This window comes from Bradyrhizobium sp. Leo78 (assembly GCF_059512425.1).
In genome coordinates, this window is the sequence record NZ_JCAMOT010000025.1 from 60,260 (window position 1) to 73,735 (window position 13,476).

15 protein-coding genes and 1 tRNA gene are annotated in these 13,476 nt (G+C 65.5%); 8 read left to right on the top strand and 8 right to left on the bottom strand.

Annotation, left to right across the window (positions count from 1 at the left end; all coding sequences use genetic code 11):
* Window positions 1-50: 50 nt before the first annotated feature.
* The 4 genes from AC5ZG1_RS27585 to mnmA form a co-directional block, all read right to left on the bottom strand.
* Window positions 51-127: transfer RNA gene (locus AC5ZG1_RS27585), tRNA-Met, on the bottom strand.
* 157 nt (window positions 128-284) lie between these two features.
* On the bottom strand, window positions 285-644 hold the full coding sequence (locus AC5ZG1_RS27590; RefSeq protein ID WP_130225247.1) for a hypothetical protein: 360 nt from the start codon (window positions 642-644) through the stop codon (window positions 285-287).
* Between the two features lie 47 nt (window positions 645-691).
* The gene (locus tag AC5ZG1_RS27595) at window positions 692-1,330 is read right to left on the bottom strand and encodes a class I SAM-dependent methyltransferase (protein ID WP_496134641.1); all 639 of its coding nucleotides are present in this window, start codon (window positions 1,328-1,330) and stop codon (window positions 692-694) included.
* A gap of 19 nt (window positions 1,331-1,349) precedes the next feature.
* Window positions 1,350-2,528 carry a tRNA 2-thiouridine(34) synthase MnmA gene (mnmA, locus tag AC5ZG1_RS27600; RefSeq protein WP_130225246.1) on the bottom strand — a complete coding sequence of 393 codons (1,179 nt, stop codon included), beginning with the start codon at window positions 2,526-2,528 and terminating at the stop codon, window positions 1,350-1,352.
* Window positions 2,529-2,911: 383 nt separating this feature from the next.
* Between mnmA and AC5ZG1_RS27605 the strand changes: the two genes are divergently transcribed.
* Window positions 2,912-4,468, top strand: a complete 1,557-nt coding sequence (locus AC5ZG1_RS27605) for a flagellar hook-length control protein FliK (protein WP_496134642.1) — start codon at window positions 2,912-2,914, stop codon at window positions 4,466-4,468.
* 11 nt (window positions 4,469-4,479) lie between these two features.
* Window positions 4,480-5,238 (top strand): flagellar hook assembly protein FlgD, encoded by a 759-nt coding sequence (locus tag AC5ZG1_RS27610; RefSeq protein ID WP_496134643.1) that lies wholly within the window; start codon window positions 4,480-4,482, stop codon window positions 5,236-5,238.
* On the opposite strand, the gene AC5ZG1_RS27615 is transcribed toward AC5ZG1_RS27610, so the two are convergent.
* Complete coding sequence (locus AC5ZG1_RS27615; protein ID WP_496134644.1) at window positions 5,235-5,720, bottom strand: anthrone oxygenase family protein; 486 nt, start codon at window positions 5,718-5,720, stop codon at window positions 5,235-5,237. The genes AC5ZG1_RS27610 and AC5ZG1_RS27615 overlap by 4 nt on opposite strands.
* Before the next feature lie 218 nt (window positions 5,721-5,938).
* Here AC5ZG1_RS27615 and sciP point away from each other — a divergent pair, with 218 nt between their 5' ends.
* The 6 genes from sciP to flbD all read left to right on the top strand — a co-directional run bounded on the left by sciP (window position 5,939) and on the right by flbD (window position 11,537).
* Window positions 5,939-6,214 carry a CtrA inhibitor SciP gene (gene sciP / locus AC5ZG1_RS27620; protein WP_002714638.1) on the top strand — a complete coding sequence of 92 codons (276 nt, stop codon included), beginning with the start codon at window positions 5,939-5,941 and terminating at the stop codon, window positions 6,212-6,214.
* Between the two features lie 173 nt (window positions 6,215-6,387).
* Window positions 6,388-8,019, top strand: coding sequence for a flagellar basal-body MS-ring/collar protein FliF (fliF, locus tag AC5ZG1_RS27625; protein ID WP_496134645.1), 1,632 nt, complete (start codon window positions 6,388-6,390; stop codon window positions 8,017-8,019).
* A 1-nt stretch (window position 8,020) separates the two neighbouring features.
* Window positions 8,021-9,106: a flagellar motor switch protein FliG gene (gene fliG, locus AC5ZG1_RS27630; RefSeq protein WP_028165359.1), complete on the top strand. Its 1,086-nt coding sequence runs from the start codon at window positions 8,021-8,023 to the stop codon at window positions 9,104-9,106.
* Window positions 9,106-9,729 carry a FliH/SctL family protein gene (locus AC5ZG1_RS27635; protein WP_496134646.1) on the top strand — a complete coding sequence of 208 codons (624 nt, stop codon included), beginning with the start codon at window positions 9,106-9,108 and terminating at the stop codon, window positions 9,727-9,729. Before fliG ends, AC5ZG1_RS27635 begins: the two co-directional genes overlap by 1 nt.
* Before the next feature lie 22 nt (window positions 9,730-9,751).
* On the top strand, window positions 9,752-10,102 hold the full coding sequence (fliN, locus tag AC5ZG1_RS27640) for a flagellar motor switch protein FliN (RefSeq protein WP_028165361.1): 351 nt from the start codon (window positions 9,752-9,754) through the stop codon (window positions 10,100-10,102).
* Between the two features lie 49 nt (window positions 10,103-10,151).
* On the top strand, window positions 10,152-11,537 hold the full coding sequence (gene flbD / locus AC5ZG1_RS27645; protein WP_496134647.1) for a sigma-54-dependent transcriptional regulator FlbD: 1,386 nt from the start codon (window positions 10,152-10,154) through the stop codon (window positions 11,535-11,537).
* A gap of 101 nt (window positions 11,538-11,638) precedes the next feature.
* Here the strand turns inward: flbD and AC5ZG1_RS27650 are convergent, their stop codons facing one another.
* The 3 genes from AC5ZG1_RS27650 to AC5ZG1_RS27660 form a co-directional block, all read right to left on the bottom strand.
* Window positions 11,639-11,803 carry a hypothetical protein gene (locus AC5ZG1_RS27650; RefSeq protein ID WP_165435215.1) on the bottom strand — a complete coding sequence of 55 codons (165 nt, stop codon included), beginning with the start codon at window positions 11,801-11,803 and terminating at the stop codon, window positions 11,639-11,641.
* Window positions 11,804-12,035: 232 nt separating this feature from the next.
* Entirely contained in the window at window positions 12,036-12,617 is a 582-nt protein-coding gene (locus tag AC5ZG1_RS27655; protein WP_496134648.1) for a flavin reductase family protein, read from the bottom strand.
* A gap of 7 nt (window positions 12,618-12,624) precedes the next feature.
* Window positions 12,625-13,473, bottom strand: a complete 849-nt coding sequence (locus AC5ZG1_RS27660) for an ATP-binding cassette domain-containing protein (protein WP_496134649.1) — start codon at window positions 13,471-13,473, stop codon at window positions 12,625-12,627.
* Window positions 13,474-13,476: the final 3 nt, after the last annotated feature.

The window sequence follows — 13,476 nt, forward strand, 5'->3', positions numbered from 1 at the left end:
GCCTTCGGAAAAGCCCTATCCAAACCAGGTCAAAGGAGTGTGGTGAAAGCTGGTAGCGGGGGAGGGACTCGAACCCCCGACCCCAGGATTATGATTCCCGTGCTCTAACCAGCTGAGCTACCCCGCCACGGCGGCGCCGTTGCGGCATGCAGATGCCGCGGCGCGAATGCGCGGCATATAAGGAGTGGGCGGACGGCCTGTCAAGCAAAGCAGGCCGTCGGCCGGCCTTCTGCCAATATGCCTCCTGCCAACAAGCCGCCAGCCAAGGTGCTGCGAAACGGAGGCTATTTTGGCCGGACGGAGGGATCGCCGCCGGGGCTGCCGGGCGGCGGGATCACCGGAGTATTGCCGCCGTCCGGGGGCGGTGCCCGCATCTCGGGATCTACGCCCGCAGGCGGGCACAGCACGCCATCGGAGCGCGACAGTTTTTCGCCGAGCGGCTCGGATCGCTGCCCGGTGGTGGTATCCGGCTTTGCGTTGGGATTCGCCGGCTGTTGCATCGGCGTGCAATTCTCGCCGCGCTGGGGCTGGGGCGGCGCGGTCTGCGCCGGGGGCGTCGTCGGCGCAGGCGGGGCCTGTGCGACCGCCGCACCCGGCACCGCCATCAGCACACCGAAAAAGACAAGTGACTGGTTCATCCGCATGCGAAGCAAACGGCCGGCGCGCGCGGAGGTTCCGGCCAAAACCGCATTCACGATTTGCGGAAGCGGATCAGCGAAAAATGCCCCATTGGCGGCATTGGGCGCCGTTCGGCGAGGGTGACGCCGCCATGTTTCCTGGCCCAGTTGGCGAGCCGCGCCCATGGAAATTCCGGCCGCCAGCCGAGCCTTCGGGCAAGCGGCGCGAAAGCCAGTTCGAACAGGCGCCGCGGCCCGCTTTCGGCGCCGATGTGATTGACCAGGATCAACTCGCCGCCAGGCTTCAGCACGCGGATGAAATCATCCAGCGTCGCCTCGGGATCCGGAACCGCCGTGATGACATATTGCGCCACCACGGCGTCGAAGAACGAATCCGGGAACGCGAGGTTCTTGGCGTCCATCACCGCCAGCGTCTCGACATTGGTCAGGCCCAGCGCCCGCACGCGCTGCTGCGCCCGCCGCAGCATCGGCTCGGAAATATCGACACCGCAAAGTCTGGTGCTGCGCGAATAATCCGCCAGCGACAGTCCAGTGCCGACGCCGACATCGAGCACGCGACCACCGATCCGGTCGGCTTCGGCGATCGTCGATTGCCGGCCCTGATCGAACACCCTGCCGAACACGAAATCGTAGATCGGCGCCCAGCGCCCATAGGCCTTTTCGACCCCCTCGCGGTCGATATCCGCCGCCATCCCCTGCCCCGAATTTATGTCAGCGCACGGCCTCGGCGAGAGGCCGCACCATCGCAGCCACGTTCCTCGCGGCCGCGCTCTTGATGAATCCGCCGCCGAGCACGCGCGCCTGACCAGACGGCGCGTCGTAGAACACGCAGGCCTGCCCGGGCGATACGCCCTCTTCGCCGGCGACGAGCTCAACCTCGTAGCCGCGATCGGTCCTACGCAGCCAGGCCGGTTGCGGCGCGCGCGTCGAGCGCACGCGCACAAACAGCTCGATGCCCTCGCCGATGACGCGATCGAGCGCGCCATCGCCGATCCAGTTGACGTCGCGCAAGAGAATGCGATCCATGCGCAGCGCTTCGCGCGGGCCCACCACGACACGGCGGCTCGCCGCATCGAGCCTCACGACATACAGCGGCGCGCCGGTGGCGATCCCCAGCCCCTTGCGCTGGCCCACCGTGAAATGAACGATGCCCTGGTGCTGGCCGATCACCTTGCCGTCGAGATCGACGATGTCGCCGGGCGCGACCGCATTCGGCTTCAGGCGGCTGATGATGTCGGTGTAGCGGCCGGTCGGCACGAAGCAGATGTCCTGGCTGTCCTGCTTGTCGGCGATCTCGAGACCGAAGCGGCGCGCGAGTTCGCGAACCTGCGGCTTGGTCATATCGCCGAGCGGAAAGCGCAAATAGTCGAGCTGCTCGCGCGTGGTCGCGAACAGGAAATAGCTCTGGTCACGATCGGCGTCGGCGGCGCAGACCATCGCCCGCGATCCGTCGGCGAGGGGTCGCGAGGCGACATAGTGCCCGGTCGCGAGCACGGCGGCACCGAGCTCGCGCGCAGTCGCGAGCAGATCGCGGAACTTGATGGCGCGGTTGCACTCGATGCATGGCACCGGCGTCTCGCCGAGCGCGTAGCTGTCGGCGAAATTGTCGATCACCGATTCGCGGAAACGACTCTCATAGTCGAGCACGTAATGCGGAATGCCGATCCGCTCGGCGACATTGCGGGCGTCGTGGATGTCCCGGCCGGCGCAGCAGGCGCCCTTGCGATGGGTCGCGGCGCCGTGGTCGTAAAGCTGCAGCGTGATCCCGACCACATCGTAGCCTTCCGACTTCAAGAGCGCAGCCGTCACCGATGAGTCGACGCCGCCGGACATGGCGACCACGACCCTGGTGTCCTCGGGACGGCCTTCGAGATCGAGACTGTTGCGCATGGAAGAGGTCATCGATTTCTGTCGCGAGCAGCCGTTGCCCCCGCGACCAGCGTTAAAAGCGGACTTTACCCAGAAGGCTTTGGAGCATCGCCGAAAAAGGCCGATTTGCCTCGTCGGGGCGCAGGAAAAGCCACCCTTTAATATAGGCCGTATCGCCGCGAAGCAATCAGCCGTCCTTGGAAGAGATGTAGACGGCAAATCTTGCCGCCGGGCAAAAAGCGAACCGCCGGGCCATTGTTCCAAATCCCCCATCCTCCTCGTAAACCACTGTAATGTATGGATATTTTTTCGCAGACTTGCTGGCCCGCTCCTTGCTGATGGGGAACTGAATTCCATCCTGAGGGTCGGTTGTGGTCAAGGTCGCGCAAGAAGCATTGGCAGGCATGTCGTTTCAGGCCAATTCGCCGAGGTCGGCGCGACCGGATTCCGGCCCCGCGCCCGGAAATGACAGTTTTGCCGCACTGGTCGACAGCAACACGGCGGCCCGCAACGAGCGCCCCGACGACAGTTCCCGTGCGCCGCCTGCATCGGCGCGCCGGAACGATGATCCTGCTCCGGCGGCGGACTCGAGGTCGCGCGATGACGGCGCCGGCCCTGACCGCTCTGAGCGGAACGATGTCGGTGCGCGCAACGACGTCGGCTCCAGCACCCGGGCCGACAAAGCCGATCAGCCTGATTCGAAACCCGACACGCCAAAGTCCGATTCGGCAAAGTCGTCGAAGCCGAAGGACGATGTCCCAGCCAAGGACGATGCCAAGAATGGTGACAAGGATGGTGATGAGTCCAAGCAGGACGACGGCACCGCTGCAACCACGGTGATAACAGCGACGGTTTCCGCAGTCGTCGGGAGCCCCGCGAATGCAGCGCCCGCAACACCGCCGGTAGCGGACCCGGCCGCCGCTCCGCTCGCGACGGCAGCCGCGGCCATCGCGGCTGTGGCCTCGGTCGCCGGTACAGCTCCCGCAGCGGCCGACGCGGCCAAGACCGATGCCCAGGCCGAAGCTCAGGCGGACGCCAAAGCCGTAGCCGCCGTTTCCGTTAGCGCGGAGGCAGTTGGCGACACGGCAACCGGCATCGCACTGTCTGCAGCCGCCGCCCCCTCGCCGACGCCGCAGGCGAAGGCCACAGCCCAGTCAAAGCCGACGCTGACCGCGAAGGACGCCATCCCCACGTCCGGCGCACAAGACAGCGCGACAGACTCCACGCCGACCGAAACACCGACTGGCATTGTCCCGGATATCGCCCCGCCAGAAACAGCCGCCGGCAAGCAGAAAGCCGAGCACGCCTTTGTTGACGCGGTGAAAGCGGACGCCTCAGGCAATTCCGCGCAGACGCCGTCCACGCACGCGGCAAGCCATGTGGAGTCGGGCGCAGCGAACACCGCGCAAACGCTGGCCGCCGCATCTGACAACGCTGCGCAGGCGGCCGCCATGATCCAGCCGCAGATGCCATCCACGCCCACAACGCCATCGGCCAATGCGCCACTGACCGTGACCGCGGCAACAACCCATGGCAATGCGGTGCCGGTCAGCGGCCTCGCGCTGGAGATCGCAGCCTCGGCCAAGAGCGGCAAGAGCCGCTTCGAAATCCGGCTCGATCCGCCCGAGCTTGGGCGCATCGATGTGCGCATCCATGTCGACAATCATGGCCAGGTGACGTCGCATCTGACCGTCGAGCGGCCGGAAACGCTGCAGATGTTGCGCCAGGACGCCAACCAACTGCAGCGCGCGCTCGACAATGCCGGCCTCTCGACCGGCAACAGCGGGCTGCAGTTCAGCCTGCGCGACCAATCGTCGTCGGGGCAGAACGGCGGCCACCAGTCCAATCCCAATGCACATCGCCTGATCGTCAGCGAAGAAGACAGCGTGCCGGCGACCGTCGCCGGTCGCAGCTATGGCCGCATGCTCGGCGCGAGCGGCGGCGTCGATATTAGAGTCTAGAGGAGCGCACCATGGCAACCGACGTATCCATGCCGTCGCCGGTCGTATCGGCACCCGGGACCGGGACGGCCTCGGGCAATAACACCGCGTCGACCCAGACGAAGGGCATTGCCGACAACTTCCAGACCTTCCTGACGCTGCTGACGACGCAACTGCAGAATCAGAACCCGCTCGATCCGCTCGACACCAACCAGTTCACGGCGCAACTCGTGCAGTTCGCCGGCGTCGAGCAGCAGCTCAAGATGAACGACCAGTTGAGCTCGATCGTCGCCCTGGAGAAGAGCGCGCAGTCGACGCAGGCGCTGATCTATGTCGGCAATACCGTCGCGGTCGACGGCAGCAAGGCCAATTTCAACGGCTCGGCGACCTGGAACATCAATTCGCCGAAGGAGAGCAGCGCCACCATCACGATCACCGATTCGACCGGCCAGACCGCCTATTCCGGCAATTTTTCGCTGAAGACGGGCGGCTCCAGTTTCGTCTGGGACGGCAAGGGCAATGACGGCAGGCAATGGCCGCCGGGCAGCTACACGCTCACCGCAACCGGCAAGGACGCCTCCGGCAACAACGTCGCGATCTCGACCGAAGTCCAGGGCATTGTCGATTCCGTCGACCTGACCGCCACCCCGCCACTGCTCTCGATCGGTGGCCAGACCTATACAACCGACCAGATCAAGCGGGTGATCCGCCCGAGCACTGGCGGCAAGGATTCTGGTTCAGGGTCCGGCGATGGCTCTGGCAATGGGTCCGGCGATTCCGGCTCGACCTAATCCGCCGCGATGGCGGCAATGAAAAGCGCGCAGGCCGCCGTGGAGGCGATCGTCCGCACGTGATTCCAGAACGTCCATTCCTTGAGATACCGCGCCCATAGCGAAGCCGCCTCAGTGCTCGCCGGATCGGCCGCAGCCAGCGCATTGTTGAGGGGAACGTTGAAGATCATCGTCACGACGAACATGCCGACGACGTAGAGCACCCCGCCGGCGAGCATCGCCGCCGCGCCCGGCTCGCCCACGCGGAAGACCGCAAGGGCGGCGAGGATCGCGCTCACCAGCGTCGTGCCGAGGAAGAGCGGCATGAACGGAGAGCGGACGATGTCGACATTGATGGCATTCATGGCCGCGATGCCGGATGCCCGCTCGATGCGGCCGAGCGCCCTCATCACGAAGGTCGAGAACGCAAAATAGAGCCCGGCAAGCAGGCCACAGCCGATCGCCGCGAACCAGAGCAGGATCGGCACTACAATCTCGCCCACGGGCGACCTCGCTTCCGCTGGGTTGTGATTCGGACCCCACCAGGCGCCTGTCGGCTCCGGCCGGGGCCGCTTTCCCACACTGGGACAGGTGCCGGGGCGGAGCCACCCTACCGGCATTTCCAACGATTCGTATTGCAGGATTGCGCTTAGGCAAATTTTAAGCCGACACGCGTAGGTTGGCAGAGTGAGTTCAGTGGTCGAGAGTTTGTGAGTACGCCATGACAGAACCCCATCGCCCGAGGGTGAAATACGTCATCGGGCCCGACGGCAGTCCGCTAACCATTGCCGACTTGCCTGCGCCCGGTACAAAACGGTGGGTCATTCGCCGGAAGGCTGAAGTTGTTGCCGCGGTGCGCGGCGGTCTGCTTTCCCTGGAGGAAGCCTGCAGCCGCTACACGCTGACGGTCGACGAATTCCTTTCCTGGCAATTTTCCATCGATCAGCACGGGCTGGCCGGGCTGCGCACCACCCGGATCCAGCAATATCGACAATAAGCCCTCGAAACCAATCGAATTTGATGAAAACCGGCCTCGCTTTGCGAAGCCGGTTTTTTTCATGTCCTACTTTCTGCCGCGGTTCTTAACCGTCGTTAACCGGATGGAAACCATACCCTAGGCAATAATTGCCCAGTCGGACCCTCCGAGGGCCGAATCCCTGGGGGCCGTTGGTGCAAAGTCTGGTTGCTTTCCTGAAGGGCCTGGGCGCGGCCCGGTTGGCGGCGATGGTGGCGGTCACCGCCGCGCTCATCGGCTTCTTCGCGTTCGTCATCTTGCGCGTCACCACGCCGCAACTGACGACCCTGTTCACCGATTTGAGCGTCGAGGACTCCTCCGCGATCGTCAAGGAGCTCGAGCGGCAGGCGATCCCGTTCGAGCTGCGCAATGACGGCGCCGTCATCATGGTGCCAAAGGACAAGGTCATGCGGCTGCGCATGAAGCTCGCCGAGGGCGGCATGCCCAAGGGCGGCGGCGTCGGCTACGAGATCTTCGACAAGTCGGACGCGCTCGGCACCACGAGCTTCGTCCAGAACATCAACCATTTGCGCGCCCTGGAAGGCGAGCTCGCCCGCACCATCCGCGCCATCGACCGTATCCAGGCCGCGCGCGTGCACCTGGTGCTGCCGGAGCGGCCGCTGTTCTCGCGCGAGACGCCGGAGCCGTCCGCTTCCATCGTGGTGCGGGTGCGCGGCACCCTCGAGCCGCAGCAGATCCGCGCCATCCGCCACGTGGTCGCTTCCGCCGTCAACGGGCTGAAGCCGCAGCGGGTGTCGATCGTCGACGAGGCCGGCCAATTGCTCGCCGACGGCGCCACCAGCGATGCCGACAACGCCGTCGGCGACGAGCGCCGCGCTGCCTTCGAGAAACGGATGCGCAAGCAGGTCGAGGACATCGTGTCCTCCGTGGTCGGCCAGGGTCGCGCCCGCGTCCAGCTCTCGGCCGATTTCGACTACAACAAGATCACCCAGACCTCCGACAAGTTCGATCCCGAAGGGCGCGTGCTGCGCTCGAGCCAGACCCGGGAGGAATCAAGCCTCTCCGCTGACAATAGCGGTCAGGTCACGGTCAACAACGAGCTGCCCGGCAACCAGAATCAGGACAATGCCGCGCGCGCCCGCGACCAGAGCAAGAAGAGCGAGGAGACCAACAATTACGAGATCTCCCGCACCACCAAGACCGAGGTGACCGAAGCCGGCCGCGTCAACCGCATCTCGGTCGCCGTCCTCGTCGACGGCAGCTATGCCAAGAACGAAAAGGGCGAGATGGTCTACCAGGACCGCCCCAAGGAGCAGCTCGACCGCATCGCCGCCCTGGTGCGCTCGGCGATCGGTTTCGACCAGAAGCGCGGCGATCAGGTCGAGGTCGTCAACCTGCGCTTTGCCGAAGCGCCCTCGGTGGCCCCGCTCAACGAGCCCACCGGCTTCCTCGGCATGCTGCAGTTCACCAAGGACGACGTGATGTATGTGATCGAGCTCGGCGTGATGATGCTGCTCGGCCTGGTCGTGCTGTTCATGGTGATCCGCCCGCTGGTCAAGCGCATCCTGGCCAACGAGGTCGTACCCGGCCGCGCCGAGGCCTCGGTGCCCGCACTGGCCGACGCCAGCGCGCAGGCCGGCAGCGAAGGCGGACAGGGCCAGGCGCTCCTGACCGGCGGCGGCGCCGCGCACATGATCGACGTCGCCCAGATCCAGGGCCAGGTCCATGCCCAGGCCGTGAACCGCGTGGGCGAACTCGCCGAACGCAATCCGAACGAAACCGTCTCCATTGTTCGCCAATGGCTGACCGAGCCTGCCGAGACCTGAGATGGCCAGCGTCCCGCAAACCGCAAACGCCAACGACATCACGAGCGTCATCTCGACCCTGTCGAGCCGTCAGGGCGACCGTCCGAAGAGCAAGCCGATCTCCGGTCCGAAGCGCGCGGCGATCCTGATGCTGGCGCTCGGCGAGAAATATGGCGGCAAGGTCTGGTCGCTGCTCGACGATGACGAGGTGCGCGAGCTATCGATGGCGATGTCGACGCTCGGCACCGTGGAAGCCGACGTGGTCGAGGACCTCTTGCTCGAATTCGTCTCGCGGATGTCGGCCTCCGGCGCGCTGATGGGCAATTTCGACGCCACCGAGCGGCTGCTGCAGCAATATCTGCCGGCCGACCGCGTCAGCGGCATCATGGACGAGATCCGCGGGCCCGCGGGCCGCAACATGTGGGAGAAGCTCTCCAACGTCCAGGAAGAGGTGCTCGCCAACTATCTCAAGAACGAATATCCGCAGACCATCGCCGTGGTGCTGTCGAAGCTGAAGTCCGAGCACGCCGCGCGCGTGCTGGCGATCCTGCCCGAGGATATCGCTCTCGATGTCGTCGGCCGCATGCTGCGGATGGAGGCTGTGCAGAAGGAAGTAATCGAGCGCGTCGAGCAGACGCTGCGCACCGAATTCATGTCCAACTTGTCGCAGACCCGCCGCCGCGACGCCCATGAGGTGATGGCCGAGATCTTCAACAATTTCGACCGCCAGACCGAAACGCGCTTCATCACCTCGCTGGAAGAGGAAAACCGCGAATCCGCCGAACGCATCAAGGCGCTGATGTTCACCTTCGACGACCTGGTCAAGCTCGATTCCGGCTCGGCCCAGACATTGATGCGTCATGTCGACAAGGAGAAGCTTGGCATTGCGCTGAAGAGCGCCAATGAGGAGGTCCGCAACTTCTTCCTCGGCAACATGTCCTCTCGCGCCGGCAAGATGCTGATGGATGACATGGCGGCGATGGGACCGGTGCGCCTGCGCGACGTCGACGAGGCGCAGGCGCTGCTCGTCAATCTCGCCAAGGACCTCGCCGCCAAGGGCGAGATCATGCTGACCAAGAACCGCGCCGACGACGAACTGGTGTACTGATGGCCGCGCCCGCAAAATTCCTGTTCGATACCGACTTCTCGGTCCCCGCCAAGTCGCGCGAGCGCGCCGCAACCGCCGCCGAGATCGCCCAGAAGGTCGCGGAAGCCGAAGCGCGCGCCTATCGCAACGGCTACGATGCCGCCCAGCACGAAGCGAAGGTGGAGAGCGACCGCCGCGCCGCGCTCGCGCTGGAAGAGATCGGGCTTGCGATCAAGACCATCGCGTCGCGCTTTTCCGGCATCGAGGCGCGGATGGAGACCGAAGCCGTCGACGTCGCGGTCTCGGTCGCGCGCAAATTGTGCGGCGAAATGATCGCGCGCGAACCGCTTGGCGAGATCACGGCGCTGGTGTCCGACTGCTTCTCGCATCTGGTCTCGACACCTCACATCGTGGTCCGCATCAATGATGCGCTATACGAGGGCGCGCGCGATAAGATCGAGCGGCTGGCCGCGCAGAGCGGCTTTCAGGGTCGCCTCGTGATCCTGGCCGAGCCGACCATTGCGATCGGCGACTGCCGGATCGAATGGGCCGACGGCGGCATCGTGCTGGAACGCGCGGCGATCGACGCCAAGATCAACGAACTTGTCGGACGCTACATGGCGTCCCGTGACCAACGGCCATGAGGATTGAGCCAAAGGATCGACGATGAGTGACACCGACACACATGTCCCGCTCCCCGACCTCAACTCGGCGGACGCACCAAGGGACGACGATGTGGGCTATAACGAGGACGAACATGCTTCGCGCATCGCCTCCGACCTCGAAGCCGTCTTCGACGTGCCGGTGCAGGTCTCGGCCGTGCTCGGCCGCTCCAAGATGGATGTCGGCCAGCTCCTGAAGCTCGGCCCCGGCACCGTGCTCGAGCTCGACCGCCGGGTCGGCGAGGCCATCGATATCTATGTCAACAACCGCCTGGTGGCGCGCGGCGAAGTGGTGCTGGTCGAGGACAAGCTCGGCGTGACCATGACCGAAATCATCAAGGCAGAGCGTAGCTAGCCTTTAACCGATAGACGCGCGACGGACGCGCGGGAGACAGGAGACACTCATGCGGCTTCTCATCGTCGGCACCCTCAAGGGCCAGCTCACGACCGCCACCAAGATCGCGATGGACAACGGCGCCTCCGTGACGCACGCGGAAGGCAACGAGCAGGCGATGGCGGTGCTCCGCGGCGGCAAGGGCGCCGACCTGCTGCTGGTCGATGTCGGCCTCGACATTCGCGACCTCGTGATGCGCCTGGAAGCCGAGCACATCCACGTGCCGATCGTCGCCTGCGGTATCTCCAACGATGCCCGCGCCGCGGTGGCGGCGATCCGCGCCGGCGCCAAGGAATACATCCCGTTGCCCCCGGAGCCGGAATTGATCGCCGCCGTACTCGCCGCGGTCGCAAATGATTCCCGCGACCTCGTCTACCGCGACGAAGCCATGGGCCGTGTGATCAAGCTGGCGCAGCAGATCGCGGGCTCGGACGCCTCCGTGATGATCACCGGCGAATCCGGGACCGGCAAGGAAGTGCTGGCGCGCTACGTCCATTCCCGCTCGGCGCGCGCCAAACGGCCGTTCATCTCGATCAATTGCGCCGCGATCCCCGAGCATCTGCTGGAATCCGAATTGTTCGGCCACGAGAAGGGCGCGTTCACCGGCGCGATCGCGCGCCGTATCGGCAAGTTCGAGGAAGCCACCGGCGGCACGCTGTTGCTCGATGAAATCTCGGAAATGGACGTGCGGCTGCAATCGAAATTGCTGCGCGCGATCCAGGAGCGCGTGATCGACCGCGTCGGCGGTGCCAAGCCGGTGCCTGTCGACATCCGCATCATCGCGACCTCGAACCGCAATCTCGCGGACGCCGTGCGCGCCGGCACCTTCCGCGAGGACCTCTTGTTCCGCCTCAATGTCGTCAACCTGAAGATCCCGCCGCTGCGCGACCGGCCGGCCGACATCCTGGAGTTGGCGCAACATTTCGCGAAGAAATACGCCGAGGCCAATGGCGTGTCGGCGCGGCCGCTGTCATCCGAGGCACGGCGGGTGCTGACCACGAACCGCTGGCCGGGCAACGTCCGCGAGCTTGAAAACACCATCCACCGCTCCGTGCTGATGGCGCAGGGCGACGAGATCGGCCCCGATGCCATCGTGACTCCGGACGGCGACCGCCTCGACCTCGCCAAGACCGCGCCCGCGGTCGCTCACGCCACCCTCGCCGCCGAGCAGGTGACGCGCGCGCTGGTCGGCCGTACCGTTGCCGACGTCGAGCGCGATCTGATCCTGGAGACGCTGAAGCACTGCCTCGGCAACCGCACCCATGCCGCCAACATCCTCGGCATTTCGATCCGCACGCTGCGCAACAAGCTGAACGAATATGCCGATGGCGGCCTGCCGATCCCGCCCGCGGGATCGGGCACGGCGGACTATCAGCGCCTGGCGACGGCCGGGTAATCGCCACCACCGCCATTGCGAACGCAGCGAAGCAATCCATAGCGCCGCACGCGGAGGCATGGATTGCTTCGTCGCTTCGCTCCTCGCAATGACGCATGGAGCTACGAATAACTCGGCGCGTCCGGCTTGCGGAAGATGTGAATGGGATCACCGGGCGTAAAGTCGCGCCCAGTGAAGGCGACATAGGCATAGAGCGCGAGATAGGCGATCGCGAGCGCACCGATGCCGTAGAAGACCCAGGTTGCAAGACGTTTCATCGAGCCCATGACGCGCTTCGTTCCCTTCCGGCAATAGAAGACTGATGCCTTCTATTGCGCGAGGAGGCAAAACGCCACGGCTGGCGTGTCCGTTCCCAAAAGCGATGACGGCCGTTCTTCCTCGCCCCGTTCTTATGGGAGCGGGTTGGGGTGAGGGGCTGTCTCCGCGAATACGATAGCAGTTGCGCTCGCGGAGGCTCCCCTCACCCGGAATTCCGCTTCAAAGAGAAGTCATCGACCCTTAACGCAGATGCACGCCGCGTGTGGGTACGCTGACGTCGGCCAGCTTGGCGGCATCCTCGTCCTGGTCGACGGCGACATAGCGCCCCTGCCAATAGGCGAGCGCTCCCGTGCGCGAGGAGACCTGCAGGTCGAGCACGCGCCCGATGACGATTGCGTGCGAATGACGCTCCACGACGTCCTCGACCTCGCAATCGATCGCCGCCAGCGCGCCGACCAGAAGCGGCACGCCGGAGGCGCGCGTCGTCCATTCGGCGCCGGCAAAGCGCTCGGCGCCTTTCAGCCCGCCCTTGCCGGTGAAGCGCTCGGCGATCTCGACCTGGTCCGAACTCAGGATGTTCACGCCGAAAAAGCCGTGGCGCTTGACCAGCGGCCAGGACGATGCGGCGCGGTTGAGGCTCACGATCAGCGAGGCCGGCTCGACCGACAGCGAGGAGACCGAAGTCACCGTCATCCCGGAGATGTCCTTGCCGCGCCCCGCCGTGATGACGCTGACCCCGCCGGTCAGATGGCGCATGGCGCCGCGAAACTCGTCGGAGGTGACCACGGGATCGATCGCGATGTTGCGGACGGCGGAGTTCATGCGGGCCTCACAGGTCGTCGGAAGTGTCTTCGGTGCCTTCCAGGAGATTCTTCAGGATCGCGCCCTCGAGCGCCGCGAGTTCGGCCGAGCCGCGCTCGCGCGGGCGCGCGACGTCGACATTGAAATCGTGCGCGATGCGGCCGTTTTCAATGACCAGCACCCGGTCGGCGAGCGCCACCGCTTCCGAGACGTCATGCGTCACCAGGATCGCGGTAAAACCCTGATCGCGCCAGACCCGCTCGAGCAGCCGCTGCATCGAGATCCGCGTCAGCGCGTCGAGCGCGCCGAGCGGCTCGTCGAACGCCAGCACCCGGGGCTGGCTGACCAGCGCGCGGGCCAGCGCGACGCGCTGCTTCTGGCCGCCCGAGAGCACCGAAGGCCATTGCCCGCGCTTCTCGCCGAGGCCGACCTCGACCAGCGCCTTCTCGGCGCGCGCCTGTGCATTGGCGGACGAGCGCTCGCGGCCGAGGCCGACTTCGACATTCGACAGCACGCGCGCCCAAGGCAGCAGCCGCGGCTCCTGGAACATGACGCGGATATCTTCCGCGCGCGCCTGCTCGCCGAAACCGATGCTGCCCGCCGTCGGCTTCTCCAGCCCCGCGATCAGCCGGAGCAGCGTGCTCTTGCCGCAGCCGCTGCGGCCGACGATCGCGACCGATTGGCCGGCCGGAATGTGCAGGTCGATGCCGCGCAGCACCTCATTGTCGCCGAACGATTTGCGCAAGCCGCGGATGGTCAGCGACAGCCCGCGCGACGGCACGTCGGGGCTACGGCGGAACTGGCGCGCCTCCTCGACGAAATCCTCGCGCGCGACAGCCTCGGCCTCGAGCGGACGAAAACGAAGGACTTCCTGCATATT

Excerpts from the sequence above, each read along its gene's own strand:
- AC5ZG1_RS27590 (WP_130225247.1), bottom strand. The coding sequence starts at position 644 with ATGCGGATGAACCAGTCACTTGTCTTTTTCGGTGTGCTGATGGCGGTG.
- AC5ZG1_RS27595 (WP_496134641.1), bottom strand. The coding sequence starts at position 1,330 with ATGGCGGCGGATATCGACCGCGAGGGGGTCGAAAAGGCCTATGGGCGC.
- mnmA (WP_130225246.1), bottom strand. The coding sequence starts at position 2,528 with ATGCGCAACAGTCTCGATCTCGAAGGCCGTCCCGAGGACACCAGGGTC.
- AC5ZG1_RS27605 (WP_496134642.1), top strand. The coding sequence starts at position 2,912 with ATGTCGTTTCAGGCCAATTCGCCGAGGTCGGCGCGACCGGATTCCGGC.
- AC5ZG1_RS27610 (WP_496134643.1), top strand. The coding sequence starts at position 4,480 with ATGGCAACCGACGTATCCATGCCGTCGCCGGTCGTATCGGCACCCGGG.
- sciP (WP_002714638.1), top strand. The coding sequence starts at position 5,939 with ATGACAGAACCCCATCGCCCGAGGGTGAAATACGTCATCGGGCCCGAC.
- fliG (WP_028165359.1), top strand. The coding sequence starts at position 8,021 with ATGGCCAGCGTCCCGCAAACCGCAAACGCCAACGACATCACGAGCGTC.
- AC5ZG1_RS27635 (WP_496134646.1), top strand. The coding sequence starts at position 9,106 with ATGGCCGCGCCCGCAAAATTCCTGTTCGATACCGACTTCTCGGTCCCC.
- fliN (WP_028165361.1), top strand. The coding sequence starts at position 9,752 with ATGAGTGACACCGACACACATGTCCCGCTCCCCGACCTCAACTCGGCG.
- flbD (WP_496134647.1), top strand. The coding sequence starts at position 10,152 with ATGCGGCTTCTCATCGTCGGCACCCTCAAGGGCCAGCTCACGACCGCC.
- AC5ZG1_RS27650 (WP_165435215.1), bottom strand. The coding sequence starts at position 11,803 with ATGGGCTCGATGAAACGTCTTGCAACCTGGGTCTTCTACGGCATCGGT.
- AC5ZG1_RS27655 (WP_496134648.1), bottom strand. The coding sequence starts at position 12,617 with ATGAACTCCGCCGTCCGCAACATCGCGATCGATCCCGTGGTCACCTCC.
- AC5ZG1_RS27660 (WP_496134649.1), bottom strand. The coding sequence starts at position 13,473 with ATGCAGGAAGTCCTTCGTTTTCGTCCGCTCGAGGCCGAGGCTGTCGCG.